Origin of the sequence: Thiorhodococcus drewsii AZ1 (assembly GCF_000224065.1) — a bacterium.
GTDB classification, from domain to species: domain Bacteria; phylum Pseudomonadota; class Gammaproteobacteria; order Chromatiales; family Chromatiaceae; genus Imhoffiella; species Imhoffiella drewsii.
In genome coordinates, this window is the sequence record NZ_AFWT01000007.1 from 96,008 (window position 1) to 114,941 (window position 18,934).

16 protein-coding genes are annotated in these 18,934 nt (G+C 64.2%); 11 read left to right on the top strand and 5 right to left on the bottom strand.

The genetic code is table 11. The features are described from left to right. The first annotated feature begins 30 nt into the window (after nt 1-30). From THIDRDRAFT_RS06385 to THIDRDRAFT_RS06405, 5 genes are all read left to right on the top strand, one after another. Nucleotides 31-543 carry a peroxiredoxin family protein gene (locus tag THIDRDRAFT_RS06385; RefSeq protein ID WP_007039995.1) on the top strand — a complete coding sequence of 171 codons (513 nt, stop codon included), beginning with the start codon at nt 31-33 and terminating at the stop codon, nt 541-543. Nucleotides 544-691: 148 nt separating this feature from the next. Then, nucleotides 692-4,267, top strand: a complete 3,576-nt coding sequence (gene dnaE / locus THIDRDRAFT_RS06390; protein WP_007039996.1) for a DNA polymerase III subunit alpha — start codon at nt 692-694, stop codon at nt 4,265-4,267. Nucleotides 4,268-4,291: 24 nt separating this feature from the next. Next, entirely contained in the window at nt 4,292-5,734 is a 1,443-nt protein-coding gene (locus THIDRDRAFT_RS23650) for a paraquat-inducible protein A (RefSeq protein ID WP_007039997.1), read from the top strand. 112 nt (nt 5,735-5,846) lie between these two features. Then, a complete protein-coding gene (locus THIDRDRAFT_RS06400) occupies nt 5,847-6,407 on the top strand; it encodes a GNAT family N-acetyltransferase (protein ID WP_007039998.1) in 561 nt (186 codons plus the stop codon). 195 nt (nt 6,408-6,602) lie between these two features. Beyond that, complete coding sequence (locus THIDRDRAFT_RS06405; RefSeq protein WP_007039999.1) at nt 6,603-7,301, top strand: SDR family oxidoreductase; 699 nt, start codon at nt 6,603-6,605, stop codon at nt 7,299-7,301. Nucleotides 7,302-7,333: 32 nt separating this feature from the next. On the opposite strand, the gene THIDRDRAFT_RS06410 is transcribed toward THIDRDRAFT_RS06405, so the two are convergent. Continuing rightward, the gene (locus tag THIDRDRAFT_RS06410; protein ID WP_007040000.1) at nt 7,334-8,206 is read right to left on the bottom strand and encodes an isocitrate lyase/PEP mutase family protein; all 873 of its coding nucleotides are present in this window, start codon (nt 8,204-8,206) and stop codon (nt 7,334-7,336) included. Nucleotides 8,207-8,340: 134 nt separating this feature from the next. Between THIDRDRAFT_RS06410 and THIDRDRAFT_RS06415 the strand changes: the two genes are divergently transcribed. After that, nucleotides 8,341-8,769: a hypothetical protein gene (locus THIDRDRAFT_RS06415; protein ID WP_007040001.1), complete on the top strand. Its 429-nt coding sequence runs from the start codon at nt 8,341-8,343 to the stop codon at nt 8,767-8,769. Nucleotides 8,770-8,804: 35 nt separating this feature from the next. Here the strand turns inward: THIDRDRAFT_RS06415 and THIDRDRAFT_RS06420 are convergent, their stop codons facing one another. From THIDRDRAFT_RS06420 to THIDRDRAFT_RS06430, 3 genes are all read right to left on the bottom strand, one after another. Next, on the bottom strand, nt 8,805-9,689 hold the full coding sequence (locus THIDRDRAFT_RS06420) for a DMT family transporter (protein ID WP_007040002.1): 885 nt from the start codon (nt 9,687-9,689) through the stop codon (nt 8,805-8,807). A gap of 276 nt (nt 9,690-9,965) precedes the next feature. Then, on the bottom strand, nt 9,966-11,201 hold the full coding sequence (gene odhB / locus THIDRDRAFT_RS06425) for a 2-oxoglutarate dehydrogenase complex dihydrolipoyllysine-residue succinyltransferase (RefSeq protein ID WP_007040003.1): 1,236 nt from the start codon (nt 11,199-11,201) through the stop codon (nt 9,966-9,968). After that, on the bottom strand, nt 11,198-14,071 hold the full coding sequence (locus tag THIDRDRAFT_RS06430; protein WP_007040004.1) for a 2-oxoglutarate dehydrogenase E1 component: 2,874 nt from the start codon (nt 14,069-14,071) through the stop codon (nt 11,198-11,200). Before THIDRDRAFT_RS06430 ends, odhB begins: the two co-directional genes overlap by 4 nt. Before the next feature lie 311 nt (nt 14,072-14,382). Here THIDRDRAFT_RS06430 and THIDRDRAFT_RS06435 point away from each other — a divergent pair, with 311 nt between their 5' ends. The 4 genes from THIDRDRAFT_RS06435 to THIDRDRAFT_RS06450 all read left to right on the top strand — a co-directional run bounded on the left by THIDRDRAFT_RS06435 (nt 14,383) and on the right by THIDRDRAFT_RS06450 (nt 17,283). After that, a complete protein-coding gene (locus THIDRDRAFT_RS06435; protein ID WP_007040005.1) occupies nt 14,383-14,607 on the top strand; it encodes a hypothetical protein in 225 nt (74 codons plus the stop codon). 157 nt (nt 14,608-14,764) lie between these two features. Further along, the gene (locus tag THIDRDRAFT_RS06440; protein WP_007040006.1) at nt 14,765-15,514 is read left to right on the top strand and encodes an NRDE family protein; all 750 of its coding nucleotides are present in this window, start codon (nt 14,765-14,767) and stop codon (nt 15,512-15,514) included. A gap of 74 nt (nt 15,515-15,588) precedes the next feature. Then, nucleotides 15,589-16,515: a hydroxymethylbilane synthase gene (hemC, locus tag THIDRDRAFT_RS06445; protein ID WP_007040007.1), complete on the top strand. Its 927-nt coding sequence runs from the start codon at nt 15,589-15,591 to the stop codon at nt 16,513-16,515. Then, complete coding sequence (locus THIDRDRAFT_RS06450; protein ID WP_007040008.1) at nt 16,516-17,283, top strand: uroporphyrinogen-III synthase; 768 nt, start codon at nt 16,516-16,518, stop codon at nt 17,281-17,283. On the opposite strand, the gene THIDRDRAFT_RS06455 is transcribed toward THIDRDRAFT_RS06450, so the two are convergent. Beyond that, nucleotides 17,251-17,901, bottom strand: a complete 651-nt coding sequence (locus tag THIDRDRAFT_RS06455; RefSeq protein ID WP_007040009.1) for a hypothetical protein — start codon at nt 17,899-17,901, stop codon at nt 17,251-17,253. The genes THIDRDRAFT_RS06450 and THIDRDRAFT_RS06455 overlap by 33 nt on opposite strands. Before the next feature lie 150 nt (nt 17,902-18,051). On the opposite strand from THIDRDRAFT_RS06455, the gene THIDRDRAFT_RS06460 reads away from it, so the two are divergent. Beyond that, the gene (locus THIDRDRAFT_RS06460) at nt 18,052-18,921 is read left to right on the top strand and encodes an SDR family oxidoreductase (RefSeq protein WP_007040010.1); all 870 of its coding nucleotides are present in this window, start codon (nt 18,052-18,054) and stop codon (nt 18,919-18,921) included. The last annotated feature ends 13 nt before the right edge of the window (nt 18,922-18,934 follow it).

Genomic DNA, 18,934 nt, shown 5'->3' on the forward strand with positions numbered 1-18,934 from the left:
CCCCTGTTTCCGTTGCATTGGAGTGACGCCATGCCACCGACCATTCGCCGAATCCTGGTGTCGATCTGTTGTCTCTTGCCGCTCGCCCTCCAGGCGCAGGATCTCCTGACGCGGGTTCCTGGAACGCCGCGCGCGCCCGAATTCGCTTTGACAGGGATCGATGGCGAGGTTCACCGTCTGTCGGACTACAGCGGCAGGCCCTTGGTGCTCAACTTCTGGGCGACCTGGTGTCCGCCCTGTCGTGCCGAGATGCCCTCCATGCAGCGCGCCTACGAACAGCTCGCACCGGAGGGGATCGGCCTGATGGCGATCAATGTCGGCGAGGAGCCCGAGGCCATCGCCCGCTTTCTCTCCATCTCGCCCGTTCGCTTTCCGCTGCCGATGGATCACGATACTCAGGTCGCTCAAGGCTATCCGCTGGTCGGTCTGCCGACCACCTTCGTTATCGACCCCGATGGCCGGCTGGCGCTGATCGCGACCGGCGAACTGCAATGGGACGCACCAGCCGTGCTCGACCAGATTCGTGCATTGAAGCGTCCCTGAGCGGGATCGGCGCTCCATGTGTCCGGGCGCCTATCCCGAGGCGTCCGACGATGGGAATTTCCAACTCGGCGCGGACCGGCGCGCTGGTTAGACTAATCCCCCTCGCACGATACTGTCTTCTCCCCGATCACTGACACGCAGGGCTCCCGTGGATCCAAGCTTCGTTCATCTGCACCTTCATTCCGAGTATTCCCTGGTCGATGGGCTGGTCCGGATCAAGCCACTCGCCAAGGCCGTGGTGGCTGCTGGCATGCCAGCGGTCGCCGTGACCGATCAGGGCAACTTCTTTTCGCTGGTGCGTTTCTACAAGGCGGCGATCGCTGCCGGGGTCAAGCCGATCGTTGGCGCCGATCTCTGGGTGCGCGATCCAGGCGATCCCAATCACCCGCATCGTCTGGTGCTGCTGGTCCAGGACGATCTCGGCTATCGAAACCTGACCCGGCTCATCTCGCGCAGCTATGTCGATGGGCAGCATATGGGCATGCCGCAGGTGGACCCGGACTGGATCCCCGAGTCCGCCGAGGGCCTGATCGCGCTCTCGGGCGGTCCGCGCGGCGACGTCGCGCAGGCGCTGCTCAAGGGGGCGGACGAGGAGGCCGAGCGCCGGCTCGACCGTTGGCTCAAGGTCTTCGGCGATCGCTATTACCTGGAGCTGCTCCGTACCGGACGCGCGCAGGAGGGCGAGCTGATCGAGAAGAGCGTGGACCTGGCGATCCGCCACGGCGTTCCGGTCGTCGCCACCAACGACGTCCGTTTCATCGCCCGCTCCGACTTCGAGGCCCACGAGGCGCGCGTCTGTATCTTCGAGGGTCGCACATTGGACGATCCGCGCCGGCCGCGCGGATACAGCGAGGAGCAGTATCTGCGTACACCGCAGGAGATGGCGGAGCTCTTCGCCGATCTGCCCGAGGCATTGGAGAACTCGGTCGAGATCGCCAAGCGCTGCAATCTGGAACTCAAGCTCGGCGACAACTATCTGCCAGTCTTCCCCGTGCCCGAGGGCATGACGATCGACAGCTTCTTCGCCGAGGAGTCGCGCAAGGGTCTCGAATGGCGCCTGGACCGCACCTTCGACCGCGATGCGCCCGACTTCGCCGAGCGGCGCAAGGTCTACGACGAGCGTCTGCAGATCGAGCTCGACGTCATCCTCCAGATGGGCTTCCCCGGCTACTTCCTCATCGTCGCCGACTTCATCCAGTGGGCCAAGGACAACGGCATCCCGGTCGGCCCCGGGCGCGGATCGGGCGCCGGATCCCTGGTCGCCTACGCCCTCAAGATCACCGACCTGGACCCCATCGAGCACGATCTGCTGTTCGAGCGCTTCCTCAACCCCGAGCGCGTCTCCATGCCCGACTTCGACGTCGACTTCTGCATGGAGGGCCGCGACCGGGTCATCGACTATGTGGCGCGCAAATACGGACGCGAGGCGGTCTCGCAGATCATCACCTTCGGCACCATGGCCGCCAAGGCGGTGGTGCGCGACGTCGGCCGCGTCATGGGGCATCCCTACGGCTTCGTCGACAAGATCGCCAAGATGGTGCCCTTCGAGCTGGGCATGACCCTGGACAAGGCGCTCCAGGAGAGCGACGACCTCAAGCGCGCCTACGACACGGACGAGGAGGTGCGCGTCCTCATCGACATGGCGCTCAAGCTGGAGGGTTTGACCCGTAACGCCGGCAAGCACGCTGGCGGCGTGGTCATCGCCCCGACCCTGCTCACCGACTTCGCACCGCTCTACTGCGAGCCGGGTGGTGACAACCTGGTCACCCAGTACGACAAGGACGACGTCGAACAGGTCGGCCTGGTCAAGTTCGACTTCCTCGGACTGCGGACCCTCACCATCATCGACTGGGCGCTCAAGACCATCAATGAAGGACGCGCACTCAAGGGCGAGGACCCGCTCGACATCAATCTGATCGATCCGCACGACGGGGATGCCTTCGCCCTGCTCAAACGCTGCGAGACCACCGCCGTTTTCCAGCTCGAATCGCGCGGCATGAAGGAGCTGATAAAAAAGCTCCAGCCCGACAGTTTCGGCGACATCACCGCGCTCGTGGCTCTGTTCCGTCCCGGCCCGCTGCAGTCCGGCATGGTGGACGATTTCATCGACCGCAAGCACGGACGCGCCGACGTCGCCTATCCGCACCCCGACCTGGAGCCCATCCTCAAACCGACCTACGGCATCATCCTTTACCAGGAACAGGTCATGCAGATCGCCCAGGTCCTCGCCGGCTACTCGCTCGGCGGCGCCGACCTGCTGCGCCGCGCCATGGGCAAGAAGAAGCAGTCCGAGATGGACAAGCAGCGCGCCATCTTCATGGAGGGCTCCGGGAAGCGCGGCGTCGAGCCGGAAACGGCGACCTATATCTTCGATTTGATGGATAAATTCGCGGGTTATGGATTCAATAAGAGCCATAGTGCCGCCTATGCTCTGGTCAGCTATCAGACCCTCTGGCTGAAGGCGCACTATCCGGCGGCCTTCATGGCGGCGGTGCTCTCGGCGGATATGGACAACACCGACAAGGTGGTGACCCTGATCGACGAGTGCCGGGCGATGAAGCTCGAGGTCGAGCCGCCCGAGATCAACCGCTCCTCCTACCAGTTCACCATCGCCGACGAGCGCACCGTCATCTACGGCATGGGTGCGATCAAAGGAGTGGGCGAATCGGCGATCGAGTCCATGGTGGTGGCGCGCGAGTCGGGCGGTCCCTTCCGGGACCTCTGGGATTTCTGCTCTCGGATCGATCTGCACAAGGTCAATCGTCGTGTGTTGGAGGCGCTGGTGCGTGCCGGCGCGCTCGACAAGCTCGGCCCGAACCGCGCGACCCTGATGGCCCATCTGCCGCTTGCGCTCAAGGCGGCCGAGCAGCACAACGCCAGCCAGGCGGCGGGTCTGGTGGATCTCTTCGGCGCGCTGGAGCCGACCTCGGCGCCGCAGCCCGATCCCCAGTTGGTCAGTGACGTGCATCTCGATTGGGAGGACGAACAACGCCTTCAGGGCGAGAAGGACACCCTGGGGCTCTATCTCACCGGCCATCCCATCGACCGCTATGAGACCGAGCTTCGAAGCATGGGCGGTGCGCGGATCGCAAAATTGCTGGAGACGGATCGCGAGCAGGGCCGGCGCGATCGCCGCGACCGCGAGAAGCGCACGGTGGTCGGGCTGGTGATGGGCGTGCGGCACGGTAAGACCCAACGTGGTCGCATGGGCTCCGTGGTTCTGGACGATCGCACCGGGCGGATCGAGGCGACCGTTTTCTCCGAGCTCTACGATCAGGTGCGTCAGCTCCTGGTTGCAGATCAGATCCTGAGCATCACCGGCAGCCTGAATTTCGACGAATTCCGCGACGCCTGGTCGCTGCGCGCCGACAGCGTGCGCACCTTCGAGGAGGCGCGCGAGACCATGGCCGATCACTTGGCCCTGACGCTGGATCTCTCCAAACCGGCCGATCACGCCCAGGGCGCGGCCAGAGTCGCGGCCCTGCGCGAGACGCTCAATGCCTTCCGCGACGGCGATCTCCCGGTCCGGCTGCGCTATCTGCGTCCAGGGGCGATGGGGGATCTGGTGTTCTCAGATACCTGGCGGGTGCGACCGACCGATGCCTTGCTCAAACAGCTGCGCGTACTGCTGGGCGCCGATCAGGTGGTCGTGTCCTACGAGCGTCCGGTACTGCCTGCGCCGCCGAGCGAGTCGCAGATGCCACAGCTCATGGCCGTGTCCTGAGCCCAGGTAAACAGGATGGCAGCTATGTTCGATGTAGACTCCGGTTCTCTGGTTCGTCTGTTGCGGCGCGTCACGGCCGTGCTGGTGTTTGCCGCAGCGCTCCTGCTCCTGGTCGAGCTGATCGAGGACGCGCAGCGGACTCAGGTGCTGAAGACAGATCTCGCCGAGATACATCACGTCCGCTACGGCCTGCTGGATGCGGATCAGTGGGTCGAGCGCCTCTCTGGCATCGTCGCCAAGCGCATCGACACCTTCGAGCTGACCGAGGCCAACCGGCCTCAGGTCGTCAAGGCGGTCTCCCAGGTTCTGGACAGCATGCTGTCCGAGATCGAGCGCTATCTGCGCCGACGCAATCTGCGCGGCGGGAACAGCTGGATGGATCAGCTCCAGGGGGCCTTGCAGCAGGGACTACAGGATCTGCTCATCGACTTCGACAAACTGCGCAAGAAGGTCCCCGAATATGCCGAGGCGGTGGTCGACCAACTGAGCAAACCGGAGTCCAAGGAGGAGATCAAAAAACAGCTGACCGAACTCATCCGTCAGACCTCCAACTCCACCTTCGCCAAGATGGACCGGACCGCGCTCGCGGTTGTGCTCGACCGTCATGGCTGCACGGAGACCGAGGCCTGCTCGCGTCAACTGGAGACCCAGCTCCAGGTCGCGGAGGCGCCCTTGCGCCAGCGGCTCTGGATTCTGATCGGGTTGCTTGTTGTGCTCTTCCCGATCTGTCTGGTTGGGAACGGGGCGCGATCGGGCAAGGTGCGACCCGATGTGGCCGAGGGGATGTCTCCATCGCGGCACGGCCCCTTGGACGCCTTTGCGCTACTGATCCTCACCGGGGCGACCCTGGCCCTGCTCGCTGGCGGCATCCTGACGCCCATGATGGAGATCGAGGCGCGTATCGCCGAACTGCGGCTCGAATTCTGGGGCGAGCCCGTGATCTTCAGCAATCAGGTGCTCTATTTCCAGAGCAAGAGCATCTTCGATGTGGTCCATATCCTGACCGAGACCGGCAAGCCCGACATGGCCCTGGTGGCGGTGCTCATCACGCTCTTCAGTATCCTCTTCCCGGCGCTGAAACTCGTCTCGACCTATCTCTATTACTTCGATATCGGCTGGAGACGGGGTAGGGGCGCGCGGGAGAATCCCGTCATCGGCTTTTTCGCCCTACGCTCGGGCAAGTGGTCGATGGCCGATGTCATGGTCGTCGCGCTCTTCATGGCCTACATCGGCTTCGACGGCCTGGTCGCCAGTCAACTGCGCGGGCTGACCAAGGTCGGTGCCGAGCCGGGCTCAGCCTCCGCCTCGCTCGGCACCTCCGTCCTGACCACGAACGGCACGACGCTGGATCTGGGGTTCTATCTCTTTTTGTCCTTTGTCCTCGCCAGCCTCGTGCTCTCGGCTGTGCTTGAGCGGCAGTTCTCCGGTCGCTCCATGGGAGCGGCGAATGGGGGCCAGGCGAGTTAGGCGGGATTGGCGGAAAGGAGTGGTCGTCGAACCCGCCTGCAGCGTCTGAGTCCTTCAAAGTACAGTCGGTCTGGCTGCGATTTTGGTTGTCTGTGGTCACGGTGCCTTGAGAATGGTCAATCCAATCGAATTGGAAACCAAGCGTCTTCGCTTGCGTCAGTGGCGCGCGGAAGATCGCGAGCCGTTCGCCGCGCTCAATGCGGACCCACGGGTGATGGCCTGCTTTCCATCGACGCTCGATCGGCGCGCGAGCGATACGATGGCCGATCGCTGCGAAGCCTTGATCGCACGTCGTGGATGGGGGTTCTGGGCGCTCGAAGCCAAGGAGGGCGGGCGATTCATCGGTTTCGTGGGTCTGCATGTGCCCGAATTGGAGCTTCCTTTTTCGCCCTGCGTCGAGATCGGTTGGCGGCTTGCGTATTCGCATTGGGGGCGCGGTCTGGCAACGGAGGCGGCGAGGGCGGCTCTGAGGGTTGGCTTCGAGCACATCGGTCTCACCGAGATCGTCTCGTTCACGGCGGTGAACAATGCGCGATCGCGGGGTGTCATGCATCGTCTCGGAATGCAGCCATCCAACGCTACCTTCGAGCATCCTGCCGTCCCCCTCGGCAGCCCGCTTCGCGAGCACGTGCTGTACCGTCTTGCGCGCGAATCCTGGCTTCGGTCTCTGTAGACCTTGCGTTCCATTCCGACCCGGCGCCGGGTTGAGGTGGCTCAAGCGCTCGCTCCGGTAGACGCGAATGTCTGCGCGTGGTTATCTGTCTGTGGGTGCGGTGACTTATCCGCATCCTTCTCTCGAAGTGAGGGCGTGTCGGTGTGTTGACGGCACGAGATCCAGGGTAACCAGTTGGGTTCGGAGTCCTTGACCATGATCGAATCGACCTTGAAGCAGGCGACCGTGCTGGTCGTCGGTGGCAGTTCGGGCATCGGACTTGCGGTGGCGGAGCTTGCCCGGCGTGAAGGTGCGCGTGTCGTCGTCGCCTCCCGCCGCGCGCCCGAGCGGATGGCCGCTTTGCCCTCCCCGCTGGACTCGATAGAGGCCCATGCCTTCGACATTCTTGCTCCAGCGGACCATGTGCGGCTGTTCGAGGCGCTGAGGGCGTTCGATCATCTGGTCGTGGCGGTGCGGTCAGATGTGCGCTCGGGCGCCTTTCTTGAGATCCCTGTCGATGAGGCGAAAAGTGCCTTTGAGACCAAGTTTTGGGGGCTTTACCGACTCATTCAGACCGCGCATCCCTATCTGCGTGCATCCGGCAGCATCACGCTGACGAGCGGGATCGCGGGCGAGAAGATCTATGCGGGTGCCTCGACCATGGCGCTCATCAATAGTGCGACCGAGACGCTCTGCCAGACCCTGGCGGTCGAGCTTGCCCCCGTGCGGGTCAACTGCGTGAGCCCCGGCTTCGTGGCGCCCAAGCCGGCGCGCCTGGAGGAGGAAGCCAACCGGTTTCCGCTCAAGCGGCTGGCCGCCGTGGAGGAGGTCGCCTCGGCCTATCTATGGCTCATGGCCAATCCCTATACGACGGGCACGGTCTCGGTCGTGGATGGTGGCGCCCGTTTGACCTAAAAGGGCGATATGCGCGTTTGCGGGGCATGCGGTCAATCCGAATCGGCGTAGCGGTCGAGTAAGGCGTCGTACGCGTCGAAACCGACCAGCTGACGCAGTTCTGAGAAGCGTGTTCGGTTCGTCGGCGTGCGGCCCTGGGCGAGGTCGTCGAGTGCCGTCTGCATTGCCCGTACCGCGCAGCTCAGGAGTGTCAGCGGATAGGCGGCGATGCGATAGCCAAGCGCGTTCAGTCGCTCGGGCGGGAGCAGGGGGGTGATGCCGTCCTCCAGCATGTTGGCCATGCGGATGCCGGGGACCTGGTCGCAAAAACGGGCCATTTCCGTTTCATCGCGCGGTGCTTCGAGGAAGAGGACGTCGGCGCCCAGGTCGGCGAAGGCGTTGAGGCGCCAGAGCGCTTCGTCGAGGCCGAGCGCACTGCGGGCGTCGGTGCGGGCGACGATGACCAGATCGGCGCCGGCCTCGCGTGCATCGACCGCAGCCCGCATGCGGCGCAGCGCCTCGGCGCGCTCGACGACCTCCTTGACGCCGGTGTGACCGCAGCGTTTTGGGGCGACCTGATCCTCGATCATGATCCCGGCGAATCCTGCCGCCGCATACTGCTCCAGCGTGCGGCGCACATTGGCTGGATTGCCGTGACCGGTGTCGCCGTCGCCGATCACCGGGATATCGACGGCTTGGCAGATGTTGCGTCCCTGGTCGATCATCTCCGTGACCGAGATGAGTCCCGTGTCGGGCACGGCCAGGCGCGCGGCCGAGACCGCGAATCCGCTCATGAAGGTCAGGGGGAATCCTGCCTGCTCGACCAGTCGGGCGGAAAGTGCGTCGAAACAACAGGGCATGATCCGCAGACGGTCTTCGGCGAGGAGTGCGCGCAGCCGCTTGGCCTGGGTGTCTGTTTTGGGCATGACGCAGTCCTCTTGGCGGTTTGGAGATGTGGCCGCGGCCCTTCGCTTTGCGGCGTTTCTGAGTTCACGTCGAGCCCGCAAGGGGCGTGTGTTTGTCCACTCAAGATCGAGATTCTATCAACGAGGTTGAGCACATGGTCATACCCAATACCGCTCCAACTGTGAACCTCTGGATGCTGTGGTTCGCTCAGTTGGTCTCCGTCCTGTTGCTGACGGCTATCGCGCTCTACCTGCCTTCTCTGGATGTGGTCGAGTCCCTCCCCGAACTGCGGATGCCGATCTTGATCGCGGGTGGCGCGAGTGCTCTTGCGATTATCGTCATCGGTCGTCTTTTGGGACTCGGTCGGCGGCGTGACGTCCGGGTGCGCGAGATTCGGGGACTCACGGACGGGACCCGCGATACCCCACCTTCGCTCGTGCGCTGGCTGATCCTATTTGCCCTGGCCGATCTGCCGGCGATACTGGGATTGGTGTTGGTCTTCGTCGGGGGCGAGTCCGGGCATGCGATTGTGCTCGGCGCCGCATCCTGCCTGATTCTGCTCCTGTATCGACCGACGGAATGACGGGGCGGCAACGCGTGCCGCCCGGTTCGCGTGACTTATGACTGGATCAGACGACGTTGCCAAGTCTCTCCCCATTCGAAGCAGGCCAGCCCAAAGAGGACCAGGGCGCTGCCGATCCAGGTGCTCGGCATCAGGACCTCGTCATTGAGCGTCTGGCCCAGCAGCAGTGCCAGCACGGGGGTGATGAGCGTGATGAGCGCGACTCGGTTGGCCTGGATGCGGTGCAGCACGAAGTAGTAGAGCACGAAGCCGATCGCCGAACCGAACACCGCCAGGTAGATGATGGCCCAGAAGGCGCGTGGGCTCAGCGTGGTCGGTGGCTGGCCGTCGAATAGCCACCAGGTCGCGACGAAGAGCGGCACGGCGATCAGCAGCGCTCCGGTCGTGGTCTCCAACGGGTGCAGCCGCGCGCCGATGCGCTTGATCCAGACCGCGCTCGCCGAATGGATCAGCACCGAGATCAGTACGCCCGTGATGCCGAATATCGCCTGGGCGCCGAGCGTGATGCCTTGGTTCAGGATCAGCGTAAGTCCGGCGATGCCCAGTCCGATTCCGAGCAGCCGAGCCGGGGTGAGCGCGCGTTCTCCGAGCCAGAGTGCCGCCATCAGGGCCGTTGCTACCGGGTTTAGTCCGAACAGCACCGAGACCAGCCCGGACGGAATGAACTGCGACGCCCAGTAGACGCTGGTCATGGCGCCCCAGATGCCGAAGCCGGCGGCGGCATAGGTGAGGCTCGCGTTCCGGTGCCAACGCATGCGGCGGCTCATGAGTGCGATCAGGACCAGACAGACGAAGACGCCGATCAGCATGCGCGCGGTGACGCCGAACAGGAATCCGCCGGATTCGCCGCTCCATTTGATCGCCAGTGGCGTGGTGGCCCAGATGAGCACCACGCCGATGAAGGCCGCCGGTACGGACACTTGATACCTCCTGCAGGTGGTTGGGGAACGAAAAAGGCCGCGGGTTCGATGCCGCGGCCTTGGGGGAGAATCTGCTGAGCGCTCGGAAGGGGCTCTAGGTCACCAGGGCACGCGGAAACGACTGGGCCAGCGGCGGACGCGGCTCGGGACGTCGAGGTGGATGGGTTTGGGGAAGGGGTGACTCATGATCCGAGTGTCACCGAAAAGGGCTGCGATGACAAGCGGTTCGATTCGGTATGGGGCGGGTGCCCGACATTGGGGCACCCGGGATCCGGATCAGACCTTCAGCAGCAGGCGCGCCGGGTCTTCCAGTGCATCCTTGATGGCGACCAGGAACTGGACCGCCTCGCGACCGTCGATGATGCGGTGGTCGTAGGTCAGCGCCAGGTACATCATGGGCGCGGCGACGATCTGGCCGTTCTCGACGATGGGGCGTTCCTGGATCTTATGCATGCCGAGGATGGCGCTCTGCGGCGGATTCAGGATGGGCGTCGACAGTAGCGAGCCGAAGACGCCGCCGTTGGTGATGGAGAAGGTGCCGCCGGTGAGTTCTTCGTAACTCAGGCTTCCGTCCTTGGCCTTCTGACCGAACTCGGCGACGCCCTGCTCGATGTCGGCCATGCTGAGCTGGTCGCAGTTGCGCAGGATGGGGACCACCAGTCCGCGCGGCGAGCTGACGGCGATGCCGATGTCGTAATAGCCGTGATAGATGATGTCGCTGCCGTCGACCGAGGCGTTGATGGCCGGGAAGCGCTGCAGTGCCTCGACCGCGGCCTTGACGAAGAAGGACATGAAGCCCATACGCACGCCGTGACGTGCCTCGAACTGGTCGCGGTACTTGGTCCGCAGCTCCATGACCGCGCTCAGATTGATCTCGTTGAAGGTGGTCAGCATGGCCGCGTGCTGCTGGGCCTGGACCAGGCGCTCAGCGATGCGGGCGCGCAGACGGGTCATGGGGACCCGCTGCTCGGGCCGGCCGGCCTCGCCGGACAGACTGGGCCGTGGCAGGGCGGGGATGTCTTGATCCATCTCTGTCGACGGGCTTGGCGGCGTCGTCTCCTCGCGCTCGTCGAGGAAGGCGAGTATGTCGGCCTTTTGGATGCGGCCGTCCCGACCGCTGCCATGGATCTGCTGCGGATCCAGGTTCATTTCCTTGACCAGCCGACGTGCCGAGGGTGTCACCTGCGGCGGGGTTTCGCTCGTCGGCTGGGGCGCGGGGGTCTTTGCCGCTGGAGCGGAGGATGCCTTGGGGCTAGCGGGGGCGCTGGCCGCTGCGCCTTCCTCGATCAGGGCGAGCAGTGCGTCGGCCTGGACCAGATCGCCTTCCTTGGCCTGGAGGTCGCTCAGCACGCCGGACGTTGGCGCGGGAACCTCCAGAACCACCTTGTCGGTTTCCAGGTCCACCAGGTTCTCGGCCTCTTCGACCCTGTCGCCTGGCCGTTTGTGCCAGGTCAGAACCGTGGCATCGGAGACAGACTCGGGGAGGGCGGGTACGCGGACTTCACAGGTCATTGGGGCGGGATCCTTTTATTCATGCTCGGGTTGTAGCGGCCGCTCAGAGCTTCATCGATCAGGCACTCATGCTGTTCGATATGTGCGGCACGATGTCCGACGGCCGGAGCCGCCGAGGCGGGACGACCGACGTAGTAGGGACGCTTTCCATCCTGGATGAGGGTATGGAAGCGGTGCTTGATCTGGTCCCAGGCCCCCTGGTTCTGGGGTTCTTCCTGGCACCAAACGATTTCCTCTGTGGCGGCGTACTGTTCGATGAAGGTGGCGAATTGCTCCTTCGGGAAGGGGTAGAGCTGTTCGATGCGCAGGATCGCCACGTTGGTCTGACCGCGCGCGCGACGTGCCTCCAGGAGATCGTAATAGACCTTGCCGCTACAGAAGATGAGCCGCTCGACACCGGCTGGATCGATGGGGTCGATCTCGGGCAGGATAGCCTGATACTGACCGCTGGTCAGCTCTTCCAGCGAAGAGACGGCGAGCCGGTGACGCAGCAGGCTCTTGGGCGTCATGACGATCAGCGGTTTGCGGTAGGGGCGGACGATCTGACGACGCAGCAGATGGAACATCTGCGCGGGCGTGGTTGGGACGCAGACCTGGATGTTGTGATCGGCGCACAATTGCAGGAAGCGTTCGAGTCGCGCCGAGGAGTGCTCGGCGCCCTGGCCTTCGAGTCCGTGCGGCAGCAGCATGACCAGCCCGCAGCACAGGCCCCATTTGGTGCCAGCGGAGGTGATGAACTGGTCGATGACGACCTGGGCGCCGTTGGCGAAGTCGCCGAACTGGGCCTCCCAGAGCGTGAGCGCGTGCGGCTCGGCGGTCGCGAATCCGTACTCGTAGCCAAGCACCGCCTCCTCGGAGAGGATGGAGTCGATGGCGATGAAGGCGCCCTGATGCTCGCCCATGTGCTGCAGCGGGGTGTAGGAGTCGCCGCTCACCTGGTCGTGGGTCTTGGCGTGACGATGGAAGAAGGTGCCGCGTCCCACGTCCTGCCCGGAGAGTCGCACCGGGATGCCGGCATCGACCAGGCTGGCATAGGCCATATTCTCGGCGAAGCCCCAGTTGAGCAGCTGATCGCCATGGATCATCTTGCGCCGCTCGTCCCAGATCTTCTCCACGCGCGGATTGAGTTCGAAGCCCTCGGGCAGGCGCAGCATGCGCTCGGTGAGATCCTGTAGCTTTTCGATCGGCACTCCCGTATCCACGTCCTGGTCCCAGGTGGTGGCGCGGCAGAAAGACCAGTCGACCCGCGAGGCGTGGTCCAGGCCGCAGAGTACCGGGCGGGCGATGACGACGCCTTGCTCGATCGAATCGCGATAGTCCTCGACGATGCCCTGTGCCTGCTCCTGGGTGATCAGGCCATCGGCGATCAGGCGTTCGGCGTAGACGGCGCGCTGGGTCGGATGTTGGCGGATCTTCTTGTACATCATCGGCTGGGTGACCGAGGGCTCGTCGGCCTCGTTGTGGCCGAGTCTGCGATAGCAGATGAGGTCGATGATGACGTCTTTATGGAACTGGTTGCGGAAGTCGAGTGCGAGGCGGGTGACGAAGATGACCGCCTCGGGGTCGTCGCCGTTGACGTGGAAGACCGGCGCCTGGACCATCTTGGCGACGTCGGTGCAATAGGGTGTCGAGCGGGTGTCGAGCGGGTGGCTGGTGGTGAAGCCGATCTGGTTGTTGATGACGATGTGGACCGTGCCGCCGGTGGAGTAGCTGCGGGTTTGCGAGAGCTGTAGCGTCTCCATGACCACGCCCTGGCCGGCGAAGGCGGCGTCGCCGTGGATCAGGACCGGCAGCACCAGATCTCCGGTGTGGTCGCGCCAGCGGCGCTGGCGCGCACGCACCGAGCCCTCGATCACCGGATTGATGATCTCCAGGTGCGAGGGGTTGAAGCCGAGCACCAGATGGACGATCCCGCCGGGGGTCTCGACGTCGGTGGCGAAGCCCATGTGGTATTTGACGTCGCCGGCCATCTGACGCCAGTCCATCTTCACGCGTCCCTCGAACTCGTCGAAGATGTCGTGTGGCGGCTTGCCGAAGATGTTGGTCAGAACGTTGAGGCGGCCACGGTGGGCCATGCCGATGACGATCTCTTTCTGGCCCTTGCGTCCGGCGCGCTGGATGAGTTCGTCGAGCATCGGGATGAGCGCGTCGCCGCCCTCGAGCGAGAAACGCTTTTGGCCGACATAGCGTTGGTGCAAATACTTTTCGATGCCCTCGGCGGCGGTCAGCAGGGTCAGCAGCCAGCGGCGGTCGGCGGTGTCCAGCTCGGGCTTGGCGCGATAGCCCTCCAGGCGCTTCTGAATCCAGCGCTTCTCTTGGGTGTTGGTGATGTGCATGTACTCGGAGCCGACCGTGCCGCAGTAGGTCTCATCGACCATCGAGATGATCTCGTGCAGCGGCATGCGGTCGGGCGCGTAGAGCGAGCCGGTATGAAAGACCTGCTCCATGTCCTCGGTGCCGAGGTTGTGATAGGCCGGGTCGAGATCGGCGATCTTTGGTGGTTGGCGCAGTTGGATCGGATCGATGTTCGCGACCTGGTGGCCACGGTAGCGGTAGCCGTTGATGAGGCTCAGAACCGCCGACTGTTTCTCTGCAGCGGCGGGCTCCAGGTGTGCGACGGACCGTGTGCGTGCGCGCGAGCGGCTTTCCTGGGCGAGCCGCAGGAAATTCTCGCGGACGGGTCCGTGGGGCGCCTCGGCACCGCTCGCCTCGTTGGCCGCTTCCTGGCGTATGCCGTCGAATCGCGCGCGCCATGCCAGATCGATGCTGTCGGGGTCGATCAGATAACGCTCATAAAGATCTTCGATGAAATCCGCATTACCCCCATAGAGGGCGCCGGAATTCCTAAACAATTCCAGAATGGTGCTCATGCTATGTATTGGTTTTCCTTTGGTGGATCTCGCCGGTAAGGCGTCGGTTTATAACATAATCTTACGATTTCTGGGCACGATGCCCCAATAGACCGGAGTGGGTAGAAGGCGCGCACAAGGGGACGCTTTCCCGCATACTAGATATAAGGCGCGCGAGGCCGAAGTGGGAGCCTCGACCGCGTCTGGGCCTGTCGGTAGTTGTCTTCGCGATTTCTGCCGGCTCCAAGCACGCCCCTTCTGGATTTCGCCGAACCCGAGACCGTCCATGATCGAATCCGGTTCCAGATCCGCCTGCGAGCACGCGCTGGCAAATGGATAATAAAGACACCTCGGCCGAGGCCGACGAGCGCAAACGTCAGCGTATCCGCCTTGCTCGATTGGAGGCGGACATGGCCTATTTCCAGGCCCGTCTCGAATTGCTCGGCGAGCCAAACAGCAACAATCGCGCCGCACAGCGCAAGGTCTTCGGCCTGCTGCACAAGACGGTCGCGACCAAAATCCTCAAGGTCAAACGGCGTTTCGCCGAATTGAATTGAGTGCCTTATCTAGCTGCCGGCCTCCAGCTTTCAGCGGCCAGCTTTTGGGGTCGGATAGCGGGTTATGGCGTGACGCCCGCTAGGTCTTAACCCTCTTTGAAACCCTTGGGAGAACACGAGCTTGAGGCTGCTCGCCGGCGGCCGGAGGCTTAAATTCATGTGCACACTCGTCATCCTCAGACGTCCAAATCATTCCTGGCCACTCGTGGTCGCGGCCAATCGCGACGAGCATCGTGCGCGCCCGGCGCGCGAGCCCGCCCGCCACTGGCCGGATCGCCCCGAGACGCTCGCCGGTCTCGATCTGCTCGGGGGCGGTAGCTGGCTCGGGATCAACGACCATGGTCTGTTGGCCGCCGTCATGAATCGCGAAGGGACGCTCGGCCCTCTGGAGGGCAAGCGCTCGCGCGGTGAACTGGTACTGGAGGCGCTGGATCACGCAGAGGCGGAGGCGGCCGCCGAGGCGCTGGCCGATCTGCATCCCGACGCCTATCGCCCATTCAACCTGGTGGTCGCGGATCCGCGCTCGGCCTATTGGATCCGACATGACGGCGAGCGCGGGATCGAGGTGCATCCGATCGTTTCCGGGTTACACATGCTCAGTAGCACCGAGCTCGACGATGCGGCCCATCCACGCATCGCGGTCTACCAGGCGCGTTTCGCGGCCGCTGCGGTGCCGGATCCCGAATCCGGGGATTGGGCCGAATGGCGGACCTTGCTGGGATCCAGAACGGGAGCCGAGCCTGGAAGACCGGAATCCGCCATGTGGCTGGAGGAGCGCGAGGATGGCTTCGGAACCCGCTCCAGCGCCTTGATCGCCGTGCCGGCCTATCCGGGTTTTCAGCGTCACATTGTGTGGTTGCACGCCGAGAGGTGGCCGGATAGTGAGGCGTTTTGCTCGGTCATGTGACACAATCTCGCCTCGCCAGCGCGTTAGCGCTGCGCAGAGGGCGTTTTTTTCTGAAGTGAGTTCCAGGATTCAACATGTCGAACAGCATTCGTATCGCCACCCGCAAATCCCCTCTGGCCATGTGGCAGGCCGAACACACCGCCGCACTCCTGAAGGCGCGCTATCCGGATCTCGAGATCGAGATCATCGGGATGACCACCAAGGGCGACAAGATCCTCGACGCGCCGCTGGCTAAGGTTGGTGGCAAGGGCCTGTTCGTCAAGGAGCTGGAGCAGGGGATGTTGGACGGTGATGCCGATATCGCGGTGCACTCCATGAAAGACGTTCCGGTCGATTTCCCGGAAGGATTGCATCTCGCCGTCATCATGGACCGCGAGGATCCGCGCGATGCCTTCGTATCCAACAACTACGAGGATCTTGATGCCTTGCCGCATGGGGCCTGCGTGGGTACGTCCAGTCTGCGTCGCCAGTGCCAGATCGCCGATCGGCGTCCGGATCTGCGCATCGAGCCGTTGCGCGGCAACGTCAATACCCGTCTGGCCAAGTTGGACGCAGGCGATTACGACGCCATCATCCTGGCTGCGGCCGGACTGGTGCGTCTCGGGTTCGAGGACCGCATCCGCAGCCGCATCGCGACCGATTTCAGTCTGCCGGCGATCGGTCAGGGTGCGATCGGCATCGAGTGCCGCAGCGAGGACCCGCGCGTCAACGATCTGATCGCGCCGCTCCACCACCTCGACACCGCCGACCGGGTGCTGGCCGAGCGCGGTATGAACGCGCGTCTGAACGGCGGCTGCCAGGTTCCGATCGCCGGGCATGCGGTGCTCGACGGCGACCGTCTTCTCCTGCGCGGTCTGGTCGGCAGCCCGGACGGCAGCCGCATCCTGCGTGCCGAGCTGGAGGGGCCGCGCTCCGAGGCTGAATCCATCGGGACTCGCGTCGCCGACGATCTGCTGTCCCAGGGCGCCGATGAGATTCTGAGCGCCTTGATGGAGCATTGAATGAACGCCCACTCTGATCTGGCAGGTCGCGGTGTATTGGTGACCCGTCCGGCGGGTCAGTCCGATGGACTCTGTCGTTTGATCGAGTCCGCCGGAGGGCGTGCGCTGCGCTTTCCGACCATCGACATCGAGCCGACACGGGACCCGGAGGCGGAGGCCCTGTTGGCCGAGTCCTGGGATCTGATGTATTTCGTCAGCCGCAACGCGGTCGAGCAGGCGCTGGCGCTGGTTCCGGGTGGGACCTGGCCGAATGTGGCCCGTTTGGCTGCGGTCGGTCGCGGGACGGCGCTGGCGTTGGGCGCGGCCGGTCGTGCGCCGGATCTGGTGCCGAGTGATCGTTTCGAGAGCGAGGCGCTGCTGGAGATGCCCGAGCTTGCGCAGATGCGGGGCCGTCGTGTCCTCATCGTGCGCGGGGAGGGCGGGCGTGGGCTCTTTGCCAAGGCCATGGTCGAGCGCGGGGCGGAGGTGCGCTTTGCCGAGGTCTACCGACGGGTGCGTCCCACGGTGGATCCGACGCCGCTATTGGCCTCCTGGTCGCGGGATGTGGATCTGGTCATGGCGACCAGTGACGAGGTCCTGCTCAATCTCGCCGAGATGCTGGGTCCGGAGGGGCGCGATCCATTGATCGCGACGCCTCTGGTGGTGATCGCCGAGCGGACCCGTGAGACCGCCAAGCGGCTCGGGTTCGAGGTCGTGCAGGTCGCCGAGCGCGCCGAGGACGGTGCGATCCTGGACTCACTCAGCGAACTGGCCGCCGGACTTGGTTGAGGCCGGCAGGAATCCGTCCGCTCCCATCCGAGAGACCAGTGTGGCGATGACCTCGCCGATGGTGGTCTCCTCTGAGTGGGGATCGAGTCGACGGGAGCGTCCGGACCAGACCAGCCTTCCGCTCTCGGCGTCGTAGAGGTTGCTCTCCAGGCGCAGGGCGCGATAACCGGTGTAATAGTCGGGCGCGCAGACCTCACGGTAGGTGCGCTTGAAGTAATCCTTCAGGCTCGGATAGTGGTCGGGGATCACGCTCAGACGCGGGGGCGGCGTGCTCGACGCTGTCTCTTCGGCAATCAGATGGGACACGACGACGCCTTTCGCGCCCGACATGCGGATAGCGCGCCGGACCCGGGTTATGTATCTGAGGCTCGAATTCTGGATCAGGTGATAGCTTGAGTGCGTATCGACGCCGCGTGATTCCAGCGCCGAGATGAAGTTGTCTTCCATGGCCTGTCGCACCTTGGCGCTGTTGGTCAGTCCGAACAGGACGAGGCTGCGGTAGGGTGTGGGGGGGCGAGAGGTATCGCTCCAGACCGAGTTGACCTGTCCGGTCGAACAGGACGCCATCGTGATCAGGATGAGCGTCCCGAGCGCCAGCGCGCGCAGGCTTGGAGCCATGGATGGGTTCCTCTGAAACCACGGAGATTCTGATCGGACGTTGGATTTTGCCGGCACGATATCGGCGCGGCAAGGGCGCTCCATTGGCTGGAGTGCGCTCGTGGCTCGCGCCTTGAGCACATCCGCCAGGACTCAAGACGGGCACATACCATGACAGATACCATCATCGTCGGCTGTGGATATGTGGGCAGCCGGCTCGCGCGCCGCTATCTCGATCGGGGATTGGGCGTCACCGGCGTGGTTCGGAGCGAGGACGGGGTCGCCCGTCTCGTGGCTGAAGGTATTCCGGCTCGGCGCTGCGATCTCGCCCGGGATGAACCGGACGCTCTGCCGTTCGAGGGCGCTCAGCTATTCTATCTCGCGCCGCCGCCCAATCAGGGCGTCGAGGATTCCTCGCTCGGTCGTCTGGTGGATGCCTTCGAGCGTGTCGGCCATCCGAAGCGCGTTCTCTATCTCAGTACCACGGGCGTCTATGGTGACTGCCAGGGCGCCTGGGTCGATGAGACCCATCCGACCGAACCCACCCAGGACCGCTCGCGGCGGCGTCTGAATGCCGAGGATCGGTTACGTGCCTGGAGCCGTTCGAGCGGCGCTGAATTGGTGGTGTTGCGCGTGGGTGGGATCTACGGGCCGGGACGGTTGCCGTTGGACCGTATCCGTCGTGCCGTGCCCATGGTGCGCGCGGATGAGGCCCCCTATACCAACCGCATCCATGTCGAGGATCTGGTCGAGGTCTGTGTGGCGGCGATGGACAATGGCGTTGACGGTGCCATCTATAACGTGAGTGACGGCCATCCCAGCAGCATGACGGATTACTTCATGCAAGTCGCCGAGGCGGCCGGTCTGGAGCCTCCACCGCTCATTTCGCTAGCCGAGGCCGATGGCCAACTGTCGGCCGGCATGATGTCCTATATGGGCGAGTCGCGACGTCTGTCCAACCGCAAGTTGCGCGAGGAACTGGGCGTCGAGCTGCGTTACCCAACCCTGATTGAAGGGCTCTGCGCCTGCGGTCTCGCCTGACGATTTTCAGTTC

What these genes read in the sequence shown, in the direction of transcription:
- THIDRDRAFT_RS06385 (WP_007039995.1), top strand. Translation starts at nt 31, where the DNA reads ATGCCACCGACCATTCGCCGAATCCTGGTGTCGATCTGTTGTCTCTTG.
- THIDRDRAFT_RS23650 (WP_007039997.1), top strand. Translation starts at nt 4,292, where the DNA reads ATGTTCGATGTAGACTCCGGTTCTCTGGTTCGTCTGTTGCGGCGCGTC.
- THIDRDRAFT_RS06410 (WP_007040000.1), bottom strand. Translation starts at nt 8,206, where the DNA reads ATGCCCAAAACAGACACCCAGGCCAAGCGGCTGCGCGCACTCCTCGCC.
- odhB (WP_007040003.1), bottom strand. Translation starts at nt 11,201, where the DNA reads ATGACCTGTGAAGTCCGCGTACCCGCCCTCCCCGAGTCTGTCTCCGAT.
- THIDRDRAFT_RS06400 (WP_007039998.1), top strand. Translation starts at nt 5,847, where the DNA reads ATGGTCAATCCAATCGAATTGGAAACCAAGCGTCTTCGCTTGCGTCAG.
- hemC (WP_007040007.1), top strand. Translation starts at nt 15,589, where the DNA reads ATGTCGAACAGCATTCGTATCGCCACCCGCAAATCCCCTCTGGCCATG.
- THIDRDRAFT_RS06430 (WP_007040004.1), bottom strand. Translation starts at nt 14,071, where the DNA reads ATGAGCACCATTCTGGAATTGTTTAGGAATTCCGGCGCCCTCTATGGG.
- THIDRDRAFT_RS06460 (WP_007040010.1), top strand. Translation starts at nt 18,052, where the DNA reads ATGACAGATACCATCATCGTCGGCTGTGGATATGTGGGCAGCCGGCTC.
- THIDRDRAFT_RS06455 (WP_007040009.1), bottom strand. Translation starts at nt 17,901, where the DNA reads ATGGCTCCAAGCCTGCGCGCGCTGGCGCTCGGGACGCTCATCCTGATC.
- THIDRDRAFT_RS06435 (WP_007040005.1), top strand. Translation starts at nt 14,383, where the DNA reads ATGGATAATAAAGACACCTCGGCCGAGGCCGACGAGCGCAAACGTCAG.
- THIDRDRAFT_RS06415 (WP_007040001.1), top strand. Translation starts at nt 8,341, where the DNA reads ATGGTCATACCCAATACCGCTCCAACTGTGAACCTCTGGATGCTGTGG.
- THIDRDRAFT_RS06405 (WP_007039999.1), top strand. Translation starts at nt 6,603, where the DNA reads ATGATCGAATCGACCTTGAAGCAGGCGACCGTGCTGGTCGTCGGTGGC.
- THIDRDRAFT_RS06450 (WP_007040008.1), top strand. Translation starts at nt 16,516, where the DNA reads ATGAACGCCCACTCTGATCTGGCAGGTCGCGGTGTATTGGTGACCCGT.
- THIDRDRAFT_RS06440 (WP_007040006.1), top strand. Translation starts at nt 14,765, where the DNA reads ATGTGCACACTCGTCATCCTCAGACGTCCAAATCATTCCTGGCCACTC.